14 protein-coding genes and 1 riboswitch are annotated in these 16,401 nt (G+C 54.5%); of the genes, 5 read left to right on the plus strand and 9 right to left on the minus strand.

All coding sequences use genetic code 11. The annotated features are described in order from the left end of the window. Positions 1-159 precede the first annotated feature (159 nt). Both araC and IAE27_RS06595 read left to right on the plus strand, forming a co-directional pair. Positions 160-1,005 carry an arabinose operon transcriptional regulator AraC gene (gene araC, locus IAE27_RS06590; RefSeq protein ID WP_004098545.1) on the plus strand — a complete coding sequence of 282 codons (846 nt, stop codon included), beginning with the start codon at positions 160-162 and terminating at the stop codon, positions 1,003-1,005. A gap of 128 nt (positions 1,006-1,133) precedes the next feature. Continuing rightward, positions 1,134-1,901, plus strand: a complete 768-nt coding sequence (locus IAE27_RS06595) for a DedA family protein (protein WP_004108185.1) — start codon at positions 1,134-1,136, stop codon at positions 1,899-1,901. On the opposite strand, the gene thiQ is transcribed toward IAE27_RS06595, so the two are convergent. The 4 genes from thiQ to sgrR all read right to left on the minus strand — a co-directional run bounded on the left by thiQ (position 1,888) and on the right by sgrR (position 7,029). Beyond that, complete coding sequence (gene thiQ, locus IAE27_RS06600; protein WP_016807509.1) at positions 1,888-2,589, minus strand: thiamine ABC transporter ATP-binding protein ThiQ; 702 nt, start codon at positions 2,587-2,589, stop codon at positions 1,888-1,890. The two genes, IAE27_RS06595 and thiQ, sit on opposite strands and share 14 nt — an antisense overlap. After that, positions 2,573-4,183 (minus strand): thiamine/thiamine pyrophosphate ABC transporter permease ThiP, encoded by a 1,611-nt coding sequence (thiP, locus tag IAE27_RS06605; protein WP_154022202.1) that lies wholly within the window; start codon positions 4,181-4,183, stop codon positions 2,573-2,575. The genes thiQ and thiP overlap by 17 nt, the downstream gene beginning before the upstream one ends. Further along, a complete protein-coding gene (gene thiB / locus IAE27_RS06610) occupies positions 4,159-5,142 on the minus strand; it encodes a thiamine ABC transporter substrate binding subunit (protein ID WP_154022201.1) in 984 nt (327 codons plus the stop codon). The genes thiP and thiB overlap by 25 nt, the downstream gene beginning before the upstream one ends. Positions 5,143-5,173: 31 nt before the next feature. Beyond that, positions 5,174-5,336, minus strand: a riboswitch (TPP riboswitch). A gap of 37 nt (positions 5,337-5,373) precedes the next feature. Next, entirely contained in the window at positions 5,374-7,029 is a 1,656-nt protein-coding gene (gene sgrR, locus IAE27_RS06615) for an HTH-type transcriptional regulator SgrR (protein WP_004108174.1), read from the minus strand. Between the two features lie 87 nt (positions 7,030-7,116). Here sgrR and sgrT point away from each other — a divergent pair, with 87 nt between their 5' ends. Next, positions 7,117-7,269, plus strand: coding sequence for a glucose uptake inhibitor SgrT (gene sgrT / locus IAE27_RS06620; protein WP_083307717.1), 153 nt, complete (start codon positions 7,117-7,119; stop codon positions 7,267-7,269). Positions 7,270-7,497: 228 nt separating this feature from the next. Beyond that, positions 7,498-8,682, plus strand: coding sequence for a sugar efflux transporter (locus IAE27_RS06625; protein WP_004108168.1), 1,185 nt, complete (start codon positions 7,498-7,500; stop codon positions 8,680-8,682). A gap of 47 nt (positions 8,683-8,729) precedes the next feature. On the opposite strand, the gene IAE27_RS06630 is transcribed toward IAE27_RS06625, so the two are convergent. Further along, positions 8,730-10,040: an MFS transporter gene (locus IAE27_RS06630; protein WP_200092167.1), complete on the minus strand. Its 1,311-nt coding sequence runs from the start codon at positions 10,038-10,040 to the stop codon at positions 8,730-8,732. Positions 10,041-10,271: 231 nt separating this feature from the next. On the opposite strand from IAE27_RS06630, the gene IAE27_RS06635 reads away from it, so the two are divergent. Then, entirely contained in the window at positions 10,272-11,168 is an 897-nt protein-coding gene (locus tag IAE27_RS06635) for a LysR family transcriptional regulator (RefSeq protein ID WP_004108162.1), read from the plus strand. A gap of 38 nt (positions 11,169-11,206) precedes the next feature. Here IAE27_RS06635 and aroD read toward each other — a convergent pair whose 3' ends face one another. Genes aroD through IAE27_RS06655 form a run of 4 tightly spaced genes read right to left on the minus strand, consistent with a single transcriptional unit; the run spans position 11,207 to position 16,129 of the window. Beyond that, positions 11,207-11,962: a type I 3-dehydroquinate dehydratase gene (gene aroD, locus IAE27_RS06640; protein ID WP_004108159.1), complete on the minus strand. Its 756-nt coding sequence runs from the start codon at positions 11,960-11,962 to the stop codon at positions 11,207-11,209. A gap of 33 nt (positions 11,963-11,995) precedes the next feature. Beyond that, a complete protein-coding gene (locus tag IAE27_RS06645; protein ID WP_016807515.1) occupies positions 11,996-13,210 on the minus strand; it encodes an MFS transporter in 1,215 nt (404 codons plus the stop codon). 11 nt (positions 13,211-13,221) lie between these two features. Next, the gene (locus tag IAE27_RS06650; RefSeq protein WP_004108154.1) at positions 13,222-14,085 is read right to left on the minus strand and encodes a shikimate dehydrogenase; all 864 of its coding nucleotides are present in this window, start codon (positions 14,083-14,085) and stop codon (positions 13,222-13,224) included. A 10-nt stretch (positions 14,086-14,095) separates the two neighbouring features. After that, positions 14,096-16,129 carry an FAD-dependent oxidoreductase gene (locus IAE27_RS06655; protein ID WP_004108151.1) on the minus strand — a complete coding sequence of 678 codons (2,034 nt, stop codon included), beginning with the start codon at positions 16,127-16,129 and terminating at the stop codon, positions 14,096-14,098. Positions 16,130-16,401: the final 272 nt, after the last annotated feature.

A 16,401-nucleotide genomic window follows, 5' to 3' on the forward strand; every position in this document is an offset into this window, starting at 1 on the left:
TCAAAGCGCCTGAATTGTGCGCAGTGCTCAGTTTTTGCCGAGATGAGGCGGGTTTTAATCCGATTTCTAACGCGCATCGCAGTACGGGTCTTCAGCCTGAGGATAAAATGCAAGGTATGGACAATTGGTGTCCTTAATGTCTCCGGGAGAGCAGAGTTTATGGCTGAAACGCAAAACGATCCTTTGTTGCCGGGTTACTCTTTTAATGCCCATCTGGTGACGGGCCTGACGCCGATTGAGGCCGACGGCTATCTGGATTTCTTTATTGACCGTCCGCTGGGTATGAAGGGCTATATCCTTAATTTGACGATCCGCGGCGAAGGGGTGATCAATAACCACGGGGAGCAGTTTATCTGCCGCCCCGGCGATATGCTGCTGTTTCCACCGGGAGAGATACACCACTACGGCCGCCATCCCGATGCCCGCGAGTGGTATCACCAGTGGGTCTATTTCCGGCCGCGCGCCTACTGGCATGAATGGCTTAACTGGCCAACGATTTTTGCCCAGACCGGCTTTTTCCGCCCGGATGAGCAGTGGCAGGCGCGCTTTGGCGAGCTGTTCGGGCAGATTGTGGAGGCCGGGCAGGGCGCGGGGCGTTATTCCGAGCTGCTGGCGATCAATCTTATGGAGCAACTGCTGCTGCGCCGTATGGAGGCCATCAATGAATCGCTGCATCCGCCGCTGGATAACCGGGTGCGCGATGCCTGCCAGTACATCAGCGATCATCTGGCGGACAGCCATTTCGACATTGCCAGCGTCGCCCAGCACGTGTGCCTGTCGCCGTCGCGCCTGTCGCATCTGTTCCGCCAGCAGTTAGGGATCAGCGTACTGGGGTGGCGGGAGGATCAGCGCATTAGCCAGGCCAAGCTGCTGCTGAGCACGACGCGGATGCCGATCGCTACCGTTGGCCGTAACGTCGGTTTTGAGGACCAGCTCTACTTTTCGCGCGTGTTTAAGAAATGCACCGGCGCCAGCCCGAGCGAGTTTCGCGCTGGGTGTGAATAAAAAGTAAAGAAAGTGAAATGATGGCCCGGATTTTTAACACAGCCAGTAAACTATACAAACAAATGATGGCTTGACGAAGTATGAACGGCTCCGGAGAATCCGTGCTTCGTTTTTAAACCGGGTACATTATGCAAGCATTGCTGGAACACTTTATTACTCAATCGACGGTCTATTCCCTGATAGCCGTTCTGCTGGTCGCCTTCCTCGAGTCGCTGGCGCTGGTGGGGCTTATCTTACCGGGAACGGTGATGATGGCCGGATTGGGGGCGCTGATCGGCAGCGGAGAGGTTAACTTCTGGCAGGCGTGGCTGGCGGGGATTATCGGCTGTTTGCTCGGCGACTGGATCTCATTCTGGCTTGGCTGGCGGTTTAAAAAGCCGCTGCATCGCTGGTCTTTTTTAAAGAAAAACAAAGCGCTGCTGGATAAAACCGAACATGCGCTGCATCAGCACAGCATGTTTACCATTTTGATTGGCCGCTTTGTCGGGCCAACGCGCCCGCTGGTGCCGATGGTCGCCGGGATGCTGGATCTGCCGGTCGCGAAATTTATCCCGCCGAATATCATCGGCTGCCTGCTATGGCCGCCGCTCTACTTCTTACCGGGGATACTAGCCGGGGCGGCAATTGATATTCCGGCCGATGAGAATAGCGCCAGCTTTAAGTGGCTGCTGCTGGGGGCGGCGCTGCTGGCGTGGCTGGCGGCGTGGCTGTGCTGGCGATTGTGGCGCAGCGCCAAAAGCGCCGGCGATCGTCTCACCCGCTTTCTGCCGCGTTCGCGCCTGCTGTGGATCGCGCCGCTGATGGTATGCGCCGCCGTCGCGGCCCTGGTGCTCGCCTTCCGTCATCCGCTGATGCCGGTCTATCTCGACATCCTGCATAAGGTTATTTTGCGCTAATTCCCAGTAGCGCCGAGGCGCTGCTGCTGCCGTTGAGCAGCGCGGCGGTCTCACCATCCCAGGCAATCCGTCCCTCAGCCACGACCACCGACCGCGGCGCGATACGCGCGGCATCTTCCACGCTGTGCGAGACCATTAACAGCGTCAGCTGCTGTTGCCGGCAGATGTCGGCAACCAGGGTCAGCATCTCCTGACGCAGCGCGGGATCGAGCGCGGAGAAGGGCTCATCCAGCAGCAGTACCGGCTGCTGGCGTACCAGACAGCGCGCCAGCGCCGCACGCTGACGCTGGCCGCCGGAAAGCTCGCCCGGCAGCCGCTCTAACAAGGCGTCGATTCCCATCTGCCCGGCAATGGCCTGCAGGCGGGCGGTCTGCGTCGCGTTCAGCTTGAGCCCCGGATGCATTCCCAGAGCAATGTTCTGGCGGATGGTGAGATGGTTAAACAGATTATTTTCCTGAAACAGCATCGATACCGGGCGACGCGCGGGCGGCGTGTAGGTATGGGGCTGACCATCGATCTCGATACTGCCGCTGGCAGGCGGCAGAAAACCGGCAATCAGGTTCAGCAGCGTACTTTTCCCGGCGCCGCTGGGGCCAAGAACCGCAATGCGCTCACCGCGTTCGACGGCAAGCGTGAAACGCATCGGCAGATGCTGATAAAGCCAGGTCACATCATTCAGTTTTAGCATCGCGTCCCGGAAGTTTTTCAATCACGCTAAAGAGTAAAAAGCACAGCAGCAGAAGCAGGAGGGCGGTGACGGCGCCGTCCTGGCTGCGATAAGAGCCAATTTGCTGATACAGATAAAAGGGCAGAGTACGAAAATCTTCGTTGCCGAACAGCGCTACGACGCCGAAATCGCCAATCGACAGCACGCAGGCGAAGGCCAGCGCCTGGGCCAGCGGCCGTTTTAAAGCGCGAAGCTCGACCACCCGGAGGCGGGTAAAGCCGTGCATCCCCAGCGACTCGCAGAGGGTGCCGTAGCGGGCGGCAATATCGCGCATCGGGTTTTCCAGCACCTTAAGCGCGTAGGGGATCGCCATCAGCGCATTGGTGAAAATAACGATGGCGTCGGCGGATTCCGGCAGGCCCACGCTATTATTGAGCAGCAGGAAGAAACCGGTGGCCAGCACGATGCCCGGCATGGCGAGGATCAGCATGCCGCTCAGCTCAAGCGCCTGACCGGCGAGAGGGCGACGGCGGGCGCGGAGCTCACGGCTGCTCCACAGCAGCATCATGGTCAGGATGACGCTTAAGAGTCCGGCGGCAAGGGCGATACGCAGCGATGTCCACAGCGCCTGCCAAAGCGCAGGCTGCTGCAGCACGCTAAACAGATTGCTGTTCAGCCCGTCGCCTATCACCGCCAGCAGCGGCGGTAGCAGCAGCAAAAGCGCAGCGCCGATCAGCGCCGTGTCGCACAGCCGGCTATATAGCCGGTCGTCGGGATCGCGCCAGCCGCGGATATGACTGGCCCCGATGGCGAGCGCTTTACTCAGGCGCTGGCTAAGCAACACCAGCCCGAGACAGCAGATCATCTGGATAAGCGCCAGCATCGCCGCGCGCGCCGGGTCGTAGTCGAAATTGAGAGCCTGGTAAATCGCCAGCTCGATCGTCGTGGCCCGCGGTCCTCCGCCCAGCGACAGCACGGTCGCAAAGCTGGCGAAACAGAGCATAAAGATCAGCGCCGCAACGGGCGGGATTTGCCGCCGCAGCCACGGCCATTCAACCAGCCGGAAAAAGACGTAGCCTCGCATGCCGAGCTGGGCGGCGATTTGCCGCTGCTCGCCGGGGATATTTTCCAGCGTCTGCAGCAGCAGGCGCGTAGCCATCGGCATATTAAAGAACACGTGCGCCAGCAGGATCCCCTGTAGCCCGTAGGGCGAGAATTCCCACTGCCAGCCGAACGCGTTGCATAATTCAGCCAGCCATCCCTGACGACCGTAGACGCTCAGAATACCGAAGACCGCCACCAGTACCGGCAGGATTAAGGTCATGGCGCAAAGGCGCAGCAGCAGCGTGCGCCCGGGGAAACGTCGCCGGTACAGAGCGCGGGCGAGGAAGATTGCCGGGATCACCGAAAAAAGCGCGGAAAGGAAGGCCTGCCAGAAGGAGAAACGCACCACGTGCCAGAGATAGCCGTCGCTGATAAGCGCTTTCCAGGTGGTCTCCGGGGCGCTGAACCATAGCGCCAGAAAGGCGGCCAGCGCCACGACGACCAGAACGATGGCCGCCGTGAGTCCCGGCAGGAGCCAGCCAACAGCTAGCGGCTGACGGCGCGTTGCCATGCGCTAATCCAGTTCTGACGTTCGGCGGCCACCTGTTGCGGTGTAAATTCGAGGGTCGTCTGCGGTTTCATCAGCGCGTCAAAGCCTGCCGGAAGCGCAACCTGAGTGACCGGATACATCCAGTTGCCGGTGGGGATCGCATTCTGGAAGCCCGGCGATACCATAAATTTGAGGAATTTTTCCGCCAGTTCCGGCTGCTTGCTGGCCACGGTGCGGGCGGCGACTTCGACCTGCAAATAGTGTCCTTCAGCGAAGTTTGCCGCGGCGTAGTTATCCTTCTTCTCTTCGATAATGTGGTAAGCCGGGGAGGTGGTGTAGCTCAGCACCAGATCGCTTTCGCCTTTCAGGAACAGGCCGTAGGCTTCGCTCCAGCCTTTGGTGACGGTGACGGTTTTCGCCGCCAGCTTCTGCCAGGCTTCCGGCGCTTTATCGCCGTAGACTTTTTGCATCCACAGCAGCAGGCCCAGACCCGGCGTGCTGGTACGCGGATCTTCATAAATCACCCGCCATTTTTGCTCGCCCTCAACCAGCTCTTTCAGGCTCCTGGGCGGATTTTTCAGCTTGTTTTTATCGTAAACAAAGGCGAAATAGCCGTAATCGAACGGGACGAAGGTGTCGTTGTTCCAGCCGCCGGGTACGTTCACCGCGCTGGCAGGGACGCCGCTTTTGGCGAACAGCTTACTTTGCGAAGCCGCTTCCAGCAGGTTGTTATCCAGCCCCAGCACTACGTCGGCTTTGCTGTTTTTGCCTTCCATCCGCAGACGATTGAGCAGCGAGACGCCATCTTCCAGCGCCACGAACTTCAGCTCGCAGCCGCAGTCGGCTTCAAAGGCTTTTTTAACCGCCGGGCCAGGGCCCCAGTCGGCGGAGAATGAGTCGTAGGTATAAACGGTGAGCAGCGGTTTGGCAAAAACGGGCGCGGCGGCCAGCGCCAGCAGGGGGAGTAATTTTTTCAACACTTTGCACCTCAGAAAAAGGGGGGGCAAAGGATTTTGAGAGGGCCTCAAATCCCTTCGCCGGCGTTATCCGGATCAGGTTCGACGGGTATTTTCTCAGCCCATACGCTTTATCTTCGGGTTGTTTCCGCGCTAACCGCGCGTTGAAGCAACTTGAATGAGATTGCGTATGTTTATTAGCACCCCGTTGAGAACGGCAGTTAGTGTAATGATTTTGTCAGCGGACTGAAAGCATTACGGCTCCGGCGGCGCGAACCACGCGGATTTAAAGTCAAACCAGCCGAGCGTGTTCATGCGTACGCCGCGCATACTGCGCTGCCCCTGGATCATCAGCCAGTGGTGAATGAGCGGCACCACGGTTTGATTGGCCAACAGCTGCTGGCTCCAGGTCGCCGGATTCAGCTCACCCGCGCGCCAGCGAGCGGCGTCCTGCTCCCAGTCGATGGGGATACAATTGCGAATCAGGGGAACTTCATACAGCCAGGCAAACAGGGAGAAATCGATCGGCAGCGTAAAGTTGGCGCTGTTGAGCCATACGTCGCTGACCACCTCACCGCGGTGCCACTCCTGATACTCCAGTTCCTGGATCTCCAGCTTAACCTGATGCTCGGCCAGCAGCGTCGCCATGATCCCGCCCATCACGCGATGCTCGACGTGGTCCTGGTAGTAGGTCAGCCTGACCGTTTCAAGACCGGGCGGTTTTTCACAGGCATGGCTGCGCGCATGATGCCAGCGGGGCAGCAGGCCATACGCCGGGAACCAGTTGCCCTGATAGTGCTCACCCGCGTGATAGAGCAGATTAGCGGGCTGGAATACATAGCTTAGCCACTGGCGTACCGCGCTGTTCGCGCCGAGCGGGCTACGGGCATCGAACAGCAGGTAATAACACCCCTCTTCCAGACGGCTTTCCACCGCCTTTTCGCTTTGTGTGGTGCCCTGTAACGTTAACCCACCGTTGGGCTCTTCGCTGATTTCCGGCAGAACCCAGACGTTCACTTCATCGATCAGTGCCCGGTAGCCGAAATAGTCATCGAAGGCGTGAATTTTGAGCTGGTTCTGATTATTACGCACAACCGAGTAAGGCCCTGTCCCCACGGGGATGCTGGAGAAATTCTCCATCGTACGCCACTCATGCGGAAGGATCATGGCCGGTACCTGGCTTAACAACCACGGTAGCCAGCGGTCGGGTTGGCTGAGATGAATGTCGAGAGTCCAGGCGGTGGGGGAGTCGATACGCTCGATGTGAGAGAAGAGCGGCAGCGTGTTACTGCGCTGCAGGGAGGTGATGACATCCTCCATCTCCAGCTCACGCCCATGGTGAAAATGAATGCCTGGACGCAGAAAAAAACGCCAGTGGGTCGGCGCGATCTGCTGCCAATGGTGAGCAATATCGGCTTCCAGTTCCCCATTTTCCTCATTTACTCGCGTCAGGGCGCTAAAAATCTGCCGGGCAATATGGGTTTCCGAGCGGCGCAGCGCGCTGCCGGGCAGCAGATTTTTCATCGGCCGGTAGTAGAGCACGCGCAGGATATGCCGACCCTGGCGAAAGCTGCGGCCTAAATGGGAAACCAGCATTTGGCGGACGGCGGCTTTATCGCCAACCAGCTGCACCAGCTGATCGATTCTGTCCTGCTCCAGCAGATCTTCCGCCCTCTGCTGCTGCAGCGCGAGACCGGTATAGAGAAAAGCGAGCCGGGAACGCTTGCCGCGTCCGGCCTCCGCCTCCCAGGTCAGCCAGCCGCGCGCTTCCATCATGTTGAGTAAGGTACGCATATGACGACGCGAGCAGCTTAGCATCTCTGCCAGTTCATTCAGCGTTGTCTCCTGCGACTTGCCGTCGCAGCACTGCCACAGGCGGATGAACTGCTGTTGTAAACGACCGGAAGACATAAAAGGGGAACTCCTGATAAAAACTCAGCAATTTATTACTTCCTATATTAAGTCAATAATCAACGTCGATGAAGCGAGGAGGTGAATATGATGGGGTCAACCATTAAACAGTTCTACCAACGCTACTTTTCTGCGACGCAGGATGCGTCCTGGCTGGCCCGCCTGATGGCAGGAAGACAGCAGAAAATTCTCGGCGAACTGATGCAGTGGGGAGTTACGTCGCAGGCCTCTGATCATTGACTTGCAGACATCATGTGTGACTGAGTATTGGTGTTATACTCGTCGTCTTTCAAGCTGCAGGTGCGTTGGCTGCGCCCGCTCGCCCGGGTCACATAGTTATCTATGTTCCCAGGGACTTACGTTCTGGCCGCCTGCCCGCAACTCGAAATCCATAGAGTATAGAATCACCCGCCAGCAGAAAACTTCTGCTGGCTTTTTTCGTTTTCTTCGCGTGCTTAAGGATATTTCATGCTGTGGTTAATGACGATGGGTCGACGTCTTAACGGCGTTTACGCCGCTTTTATGCTTGTCGCTTTCATGATGGGAATCGCAGGCGCGCTGCAGGCGCCGACGCTCAGCTTATTTCTCAGCCGCGAAGTGGGCGCGCAGCCTTTCTGGGTAGGGCTATTCTATACGGTTAACGCCATTGCCGGCATACTGGTCAGCCTGGCGCTGGCTAAGCGCTCCGATAGTCGGGGCGATCGTCGACGGCTGATTATGTTTTGCTGCCTGATGGCGGTGGGAAACGCGCTGCTGTTTGCTTTTAATCGCCACTATCTGACGCTGATTACCTGCGGGGTTATGCTGGCCTCCGTGGCGAATGCCGCGATGCCGCAGCTTTTTGCCCTCGCGCGGGAATATGCTGATAGCTCGGCGCGTGAAGTGGTGATGTTCAGTTCGATAATGCGTGCGCAGCTCTCGCTGGCATGGGTTATTGGCCCGCCGCTGGCCTTTATGCTGGCGCTGAACTACGGCTTCACCACCATGTTTTCGATTGCTGCCGGGATCTTTGTTATTAGCCTGGCGCTGATTGCCTTCAAGCTACCCTCGGTCGCCCGCGTTGAACAACCCTCGGAAGGCGCTGAAGTTCTGGTACAGGCCGGAGGATGGCACGATAAAAACGTACGCATGCTGTTTATTGCCTCGACGCTGATGTGGACCTGCAACACCATGTATATCATTGATATGCCTTTGTGGATCAGTAGCGATCTTGGCCTTCCCGATAGCCTCGCGGGGATTCTGATGGGCACCGCCGCCGGGCTGGAGATCCCGGCGATGATCCTGGCGGGCTATTACGTTAAGCGCTGGGGGAAACGCAAGATGATGGTGACTGCGGTGGCGGCGGGCGTGCTGTTTTATATTGGTCTGATTCTGTTTCACGACCGCGTGGCGCTGCTGGTGTTACAGCTGTTTAATGCCGTGTTTATCGGCATTGTTGCCGGCATTGGCATGCTGTGGTTTCAGGATCTGATGCCCGGACGGGCGGGCGCCGCGACGACGCTGTTTACCAACAGTATCTCTACCGGGGTGATTCTGGCCGGGGTGATTCAGGGCGCACTGTCGCAAAGCTATGGGCACGCCAGCGTCTACTGGACAATTGCCGCTATCTCGCTGGTGACGCTATTTATGACCAGCCGGGTGAAAGATATCTGATTGTCGTTACCGCCCCGGCTGGCTACCGGGGCAGCGTCCCGGGCGGGTTATTTCAACACGATCCTTTTTATATCGCCGATAATAAAAATATAAGCGATAACGCCAATCAGCGCGGTTAAACCGATATAAATCAGTGCGTAGAAAAAATTACCGGTCATGGATATGATGACCCCGATAATTAACGGGGTAATAATTGACGCCATATTTGCACAGAAGTTGAAGATCCCCCCGGTGAGTCCGCCCATGTTTTTAGGCGCAATGTCTGAAATAAGCGTCCAGCCGAGTCCAACCATGCCCTGACCAAAAAAAGCGATCGACATAATAATAATAACAGCGGTGTTACTCTCGACCCAGTTAGCAATGATGATGCAGCCCGAAAGCAGCAGCCCGGAAATAATGGGTAGCTTTCTGCTAATATTTACGGAACAGGTTTTCTTTAAGATTTTATCGGATACCCAACCGCCGAAAAAGATACCGATAGCCGCGGCCAGGAACGGCCAGGAGGCGAAGAAACCCACGTGAAGCCACGGTAAATGGCGTTCGTTAGCCAGATAAGTGGGGAACCAGGTCAGGAAGAAAACCAGCGTGGTGTTACCGGCAAACTGCCCCAGGCTGGCGCCGATAATCTGTCGGCAGCACAGCAGGCGTTTGGCATCGGGCCAGTTAAACGGGATATTTTCATCGGCGCTAGCCGTATTTTCTACGCCGATATATTCCAGCTCTGCTTTATTTGCAGTCTTTGATTGATGCGGTTCATGATAAAATTTCCACCACACAAAAGTGAATGCAATGCCCAGGCCGCCGGTCAGGAAAAATAGCGTTCTCCAGCCATGATGCTCCAGAATTAAAAAAAGTAGCGGAGAGAATGCGGCCAGTCCAATATATTCACCGACGGTGTAAGTCGCCGTTGCCCGAGCGCGTTCATGCTGGGGAAACCATTTACTCACGACCCGACTATTCACCGGAAAGCAGGGGGCTTCGCTGATGCCTAAACCTAATCGCAGCAGCAGCAATGATTTTAAGCCTACGGAAAAGCTTTGTAATAGGGTAAAAGTTGACCAGAAGAAAATAGAAAGCGCGTAAGTTAATTTATTACCGAAGCGATCTAAAAACATTCCCCCGGGAATTTGTGCCAGCGCGTAGGTCCAGGCGAAAGCGGAAAAAACGATACCCATCATCGCCGGGTCGATATGGATTTCGCTCGTTAACTTAGGTGCAACAATACCTAAAATAGTACGATCGAGATAATTTATCATCGTCCCGATCGATAGTAACATTAAAATTACAATTCGTGTTTTAGTTCGCTTTTGCGTGGCCGACGGCAAAATCGGCCGTTCCTGAGCATTGAGTGTCCTCATAGAGAGTTCCTTTAAAGTTTAAAATATTTTTGCATGTATTTATGCATGCAGAAATACTCTGCTTAAGTATTGACTCTATCGATGATTGGTCATGCCTTGTTACCCCTGGAACGAAATGGTAAAACAATATTTGATATGACTCCGATATTTCTCCTTTCCGGCTCATCATAGATAGCTTGTATGGTATATTAAGCGCATTAGTTTTATTTTTATATTATACGAGCAAAAATAATGAACCTAAAGCAACTTTATTATTTTAAGCGACTGGCAGAAACTGAGCATTACACTGAAGCTGCCTCCAGCCTTTTTATCACCCAACCGTCCCTGAGCCATGCCATATCTGAACTGGAGAAAGAGCTGGGAGTGGCGCTATTTGCCAGGAAAGGGCGCAATGTCAAGATTACGCAGAATGGTAGGCGCTTTCTGCCCTACGTGGAAGATGCGCTGGCCTCGTTAGAAAATGGCCGTATGACGTTGCAAAAAAATAGCGCTGAGAACAAAGAAAATATTCGCATTGCATTTATTTATACCATGGGCGAATATGTTGTTCCGCAGTTAATTAACAAATATTCGCTGTCACCATCTCGTCACAATGTGACATTTTCTTTTACTCAGGGAACCTCGTTAACCCTTCTCCAGGAACTGAAAGCCGGAAAAAGCGATCTGGCTATTTGTTCCTATATTGCGGATGAACCGGATATTGACTTTATTCCTATTATTCAACAAGAACTGGTCGTAGTGACGGCAAAAGATCATCCTCTGGCCAGGCTTTATGAAAATGAAGTCGACCTGGTGGAGACGATCCACTACCCCTATATCTATTTTTCAGAAAATAGCGGTCTGCGACCTTTTATTGATAACGTGTTTATGCAGCAAAAACTGGTTCCGGATATTGCCTGCTACGTTGATGAGGATACGGCGATGGCGGGGCTGGTTAGTATTGATTACGGTATTGCGATTATGCCGAGAATTTCCGCGCTGTCGTATTACAACGTGCATATCCTGACGATCAAAAATGCCATTCCTCCGCGTTATATCTATCTGGCGACTATGAAGGAGCGGGTACTTTCCCCGGCCATTCAGTCATTTAAAGATGTCATTATTAATGACAGCCAAAAAATCAGATAACAAGATGCCCGGAGGGTGACCTCCGGGCGATGGTTTCATCAGGAAAGAATATCCATCAGTTCACGCAGCTGGGTAATGGCGATTTGCCCTGGCGCAGAAGCCTGACCGACGGTGCCAAAGGTCATTGCTGAACCGAACAAACGGCCGGTTACCCGGCTCACGCCGCCGGATTTACCCATCGACATCGTGATTAATGGGCGAGTGGCATACTTCTCTTTCATCGTCAGCGTTGCCGAAAGCAGGGTCAGAACATCTTGCGGCGACTGTGGCATAACCGCGATCTTCGGCAGGTCAGCACCAAGATCCTGCATGCGACGCAGACGATAGATGATATCTTCCTGAGCCGGCGTTTTATGAAAATCGTGATTGCTCATGATAACTTTAACGCCCGCAGCGTGGGCATCGCTCACCAGCGAGCGAATTTGCGCTTCGTCGTTGAACAGCTCGATATCAATCACGTCGGTCAGACCGCTAACGGCCGCCTGGCGATTCAGCTCAAAATAGGCTTCGTCGCTGATTTCCGTTTCGCCACCCTCTTTTTTGCTGCGGAAGGTAAACAGCAGAGGAATCTCTTTCAGCAGCTGGCGAATTTCGCCCAGCGCCAGCAGAACCTGCTCAGTTTCTCTGACCTGGGTGAAGTGATCGACGCGCCATTCGATAATATCGGCTCCGGCGGTAGCCAGCGCGCGTGCGTTAGTCTGCAGCTCGGCAAGCGTTTTGCCGATCAGCGGTACGCAGATTAAGGTTTCCCCTTCCTGGAAGGTGATGTTTTTTACTGTTACTGCTTTAGTCATGTTGGTATCCATTATTCTTTTTGTCATTGACCATCAGGCGGTTGCTGCAACGCGGGATGTTTTTGCAGCGGCGCGAACCTGAAGCTGACGATAACCGATGTACAGGGCGATCACAAAGCCGACGATAGCGATCAGAAGATCGAACCACATAATGCTGGCGATACCAATCTTCGACAGTTTTGCCGTAATCAGCGGGATCGTAAAGCTGGCCAGACTTCCTGCGGTATAAAAGATCCCGGTGGCTTTGCCTTTCCCGTTCGGAAAGCTCATGGCCATGATGGTCGCGCCTATCTGCAGCACGCCGCCTGCGGCGGCAAAGCCGATGATAAAGGCAAAGCCGGTCACAATCATTGGCGTCGGGAACAGGCAAACGATCAGCAGTGAAATCATCGACAGGAAAGTGTAGATGATCATAGCGACGGCTGAGCTGAATACCTCTTTAACAAAAGCCGCAGTGACGAATACGCAGGTCAGTGAACCGGCAGTATAGACGCTCAAGAGTTTAATAGCCGACTCGTGAGGGATGCCGGCAACGAACTCGCCGTACTGCGCTAACCACTGGCTTACCAGATAAAAAGTCGCCATACCGATGTAACCGTACAGGGTAAAGATGACCATATCCAGTTTGCCGGAGTCCGCCTGCGGAGCGGCGGCGGCAGTCACTGATTTCTCTGCGGTTTCCTTTTTCGCCCGATGATCCGGGAAAGGCATTTTTATCAGGTAGACCGCGCTCAGGATCATTAATGCTGCAGCGATGATAAACGACCACCCGTACCACATATTCGCCCATATCAGCGCACCGATAATGAACGGCAGCAGGAACTGCCCGGCAGAGACAAAGGCTTTGATCAACACATTAGCCCGGCTGGCGGAGTTAGGGAAAGACTCCATCAGCGCCGGATAGGTACCGGAGTCGAGGAAGCTGTTCGCCAGGCCCGCCATAATGCCGCAGCAGTAGGCCAGATAGATGTTTTTCGTCAGCAGAATACCGAGGAAGAACACCACATAACTGGCTATGCCGAGATAGATAAAGGGTTTACGACCAAAACGGTCGGACAGGAATCCTGTCACGATCGTGGCGAGCTTACCGATCCCGAGCGACGAGATAACGATGGAGACGCCGGCAGCGTCGGTTCCCCATTGTTCCTGCAGATTCGCCATATTGAGGGTAATTAACAAAACCCCCATACCGTGGATCAGATAGTTAAGATATAGCCCAGCTGCCGTTGGGACATATTGATTTTTCATCGCGCCCATCCTTAGAACAGGATATTTTTGACGTGTTCAACCGGCATTTCTTTGCCTGTCCAGATTTCAAAAGCGCGCGCGCCTTGCCAGAGCATCATCCCCAGACCGTTGATGGTGCGGCAGCCTTTTTTCTCAGCCACTTCCAGCAGATAAGTTTTGCGCGGGTTGTAGACCACGTCAGAAACGATCAGGTCCGGGCGCAGGAAGCTGTCGTCAGGCAGCAGCATCTGGCCTTCAAACGGTTTCATCCCCACGCCGGTGGCGTTGGTCAGAATGACGCTGCTGTCGATTTCCGCGCGCAGTTTGTCATGATCGTCCAGATCGAACAGGTGGATCTCGCAGTTGGTGTTATTACGGATTTTGGCAACGGTCTGTTCTGCGTTGGCGAAGAATTTATCTTTGCGGTTGAAGATGGAGATCGCTTTGACGCCATCAAGCGCGGCCTGAACGCAGAGCGCGGTTGCCGCACCGCCAGCGCCCAGAACGGTCATCTTTTTGCCGATGATATCAATGCCTTCTTCTTTGAGCGCGCGCATATATCCGGTGCCATCGGTGATATGGCCGGTCAGGACGCCATTGTCGTTCACCACGGTATTCACCGCGCCAACCAGTTCTGCCGCCGGCGAGAGTTTGTCCAGATACTGGCAAATCTCCGTTTTGTTCGGCATGGAGACGTTACAGCCGCGCAGTTTTAATGCACGAAAACCCTGTACGACATCTTTCAGCTCTTCATTACCTACTTCGAACGCCAGATAAACGTAGTCCAGTCCCAGATGGGCAAAGGCTTCGTTATGCATAGTCGGCGACATGCTGTGACGAATCGGGGTCGCAATCAGGCCAATCAGCTCGGTGTGTCCAGTAATACGTTCTGCCATGATAAAGTCCTCAATATGTTAGAAATGGAATTTTTGTCGATTCGCGGTTGCCGAGAGCGCCCATATCTTCAAGGGTGTCCAGTACGTTGCGCCCTTCGCGCACGCCATCAATGATTCGCCGGGCCATCAGGCTGTCGCCGATGTTCATTATTTTTACGTTATTGGCTCTGGCCCATTGTTCAATCTCAGTGAGACCGGCGGTATTGGCGCGCATTCCCAGGCAGACGAAGCCGTAATCAAAAGGAATGTCAAAGGTGCCATCCGCATTTTTAACGGTGAAATGCGTTGGGGTGACGGCAACCAGCTGCGTACGCATGTGCTGTTCCACGTGATGTTCATCGAGCATGGTCAACATGGCATTTTTAGTAATGATGTCCAGGTCGCGTCCCGGCGCGTCCTGCATCTCGATAAGCACGGCGCTGGCGCCGCGCGCGGAGAAGTATTCAATAACATCCAGACCTACGGCGCCTGCGCCGACGACAGCGATGCGTTTACCTGTAGCATCGGCAAACTGGTCCAGATGATGAATCATGTTGGTGATGGAGAAGACGTTTCCGCCTTCGACATCGATGTTCTCGCGCAGTCCTTCAATTGGCGGCAGCAGAGGAACTGAACCGGTTGCGTTGACGATTAAATCCGGGCGAAGAGCGGAAACGGATGCCACGGTGGCGCGCTTGCCGACCTGCAGCATCAGGTTATCGAGCGAGGCGATACGGTTTTTCATAAACTGCGGAAAATCGGCGATACGCTTTTTCTCCGGCAGCAGGGAGATCTCGCTGGCCAGTCCGCCGATGCTGTGCTTCTCTTCCAGCAGCCAGGTATGGCAGCCGACTTCCGCCGCGGTGCAGGCCGCTTCCATTCCCGCCGTACCCGCGCCGATAACCACGACGTTGGTATCGCGGATAACGCGCTGCTGTTTATAGGCATCGCCGTGGATAATATCCGGGTTAATCGAGCAGCGCAGAGGGCGGGAGCGGGCGATGCGGTGATCCGCGCAGCCGATGTTGCAGGAGATGCATTTCCGCATCAAACGCTCGTTACCGCTCTGCACTTTTTGTACCCACTCCGGCTCGGCGATCAGTCCGCGGCCAATGGCTATCAGGTCAGCATCGCCGCTGGCGATAATATCTTCAGCGACTTTCGGGGTACGGATATTGCCGGCAATTACCGTTGGCTTGTGGAATTTGTCGCGTACCGCACGGGAGAGATAGCGCTTCCAGCCATCTTCCAGAGACATCTGGTCAATCTGGAAATTCAGGTTGTCGTTTTGCGCGGCGGAGACGTTGATAATATCGACTTTCTCCTGGCACAATTCGAGGATCCGCAAGGAATCTTCGAGCGTATTCCCGCCCTCCAGGAAGTCATCGGCGCTAATACGCAGGCTGACCGGGAAACGCGGACCAACGCAGGCGCGTACCTTATCGACGATTAAGGTTAATATTCTGGCGCGATTCTCTACGCTGCCGCCAAATTCATCGGTACGCTTATTAAACAGCGGTGATAAAAACTGACTAATTAAATAAGAGTGGCCGGCGTGAATTTCCACACAGTCGAAACCAGCGCGGCGAACGCGTTCCGCAGCATCACCAAACTTATCGACGGCATGATATATCTCGTCGTGCGTCATCGGACGGGGAATATTACCGTTCTTTTTGGACGGCGTGCTGGAAGAGGAAAGCGGCATTTCACCGTTCAGGCGATATGCATAGGCCGATGCGCCAGCGTGGTTTAACTGAATACCGACGCAGGCGCCGTGTTTATGTAAGGTTTCGGTTAATTTGAACAGGCGCGGAATATACTGATCGTTATCGATACGCAGCTGGGTTGTGCCATTAGAAGCGAATGGAAAATCGATACAAATATTCTCGATAGTGATGAGTCCTGTGCCGCCCCGCGCGCGTAGCTCATAGTAGTCAATCTGTTCCTGAGTGACTTCACCGTTCAGGCTCGCCAGGTTGGTCCCCATTGGCGGCATAATGATGCGGTTTTTTATTGTCATCCCGTTAATGGTCAACGGGGAAAAAAGATGGGGGTAGTGGCTCATATGCTCTCTCCACTGGATGCCTGATGGCCGCTATTGGGCGATCCTGGCCGGTCCAAAGTTAATATTTCTCTGTGGGGAAAGATAACGAGGCGTCCAATAGAAAAATAATGCTTTTTTTTGCGTGGAGCTATAGGGGGACTCTATGGGATTAACATTCGATTCACATATTCATGTTTTTATCTTAAATATTTCAATCGAATTTTTACTTGTACTTGTGGAATGACACAAAAAAAGTAGGTGAATGATTGAATAGATGCCCAATTGATAATGAT

The sequence above is a fragment of the Klebsiella sp. S69 genome (assembly GCF_016516145.1).
Classification (GTDB): Bacteria; Pseudomonadota; Gammaproteobacteria; order Enterobacterales; family Enterobacteriaceae; genus Klebsiella; species Klebsiella oxytoca.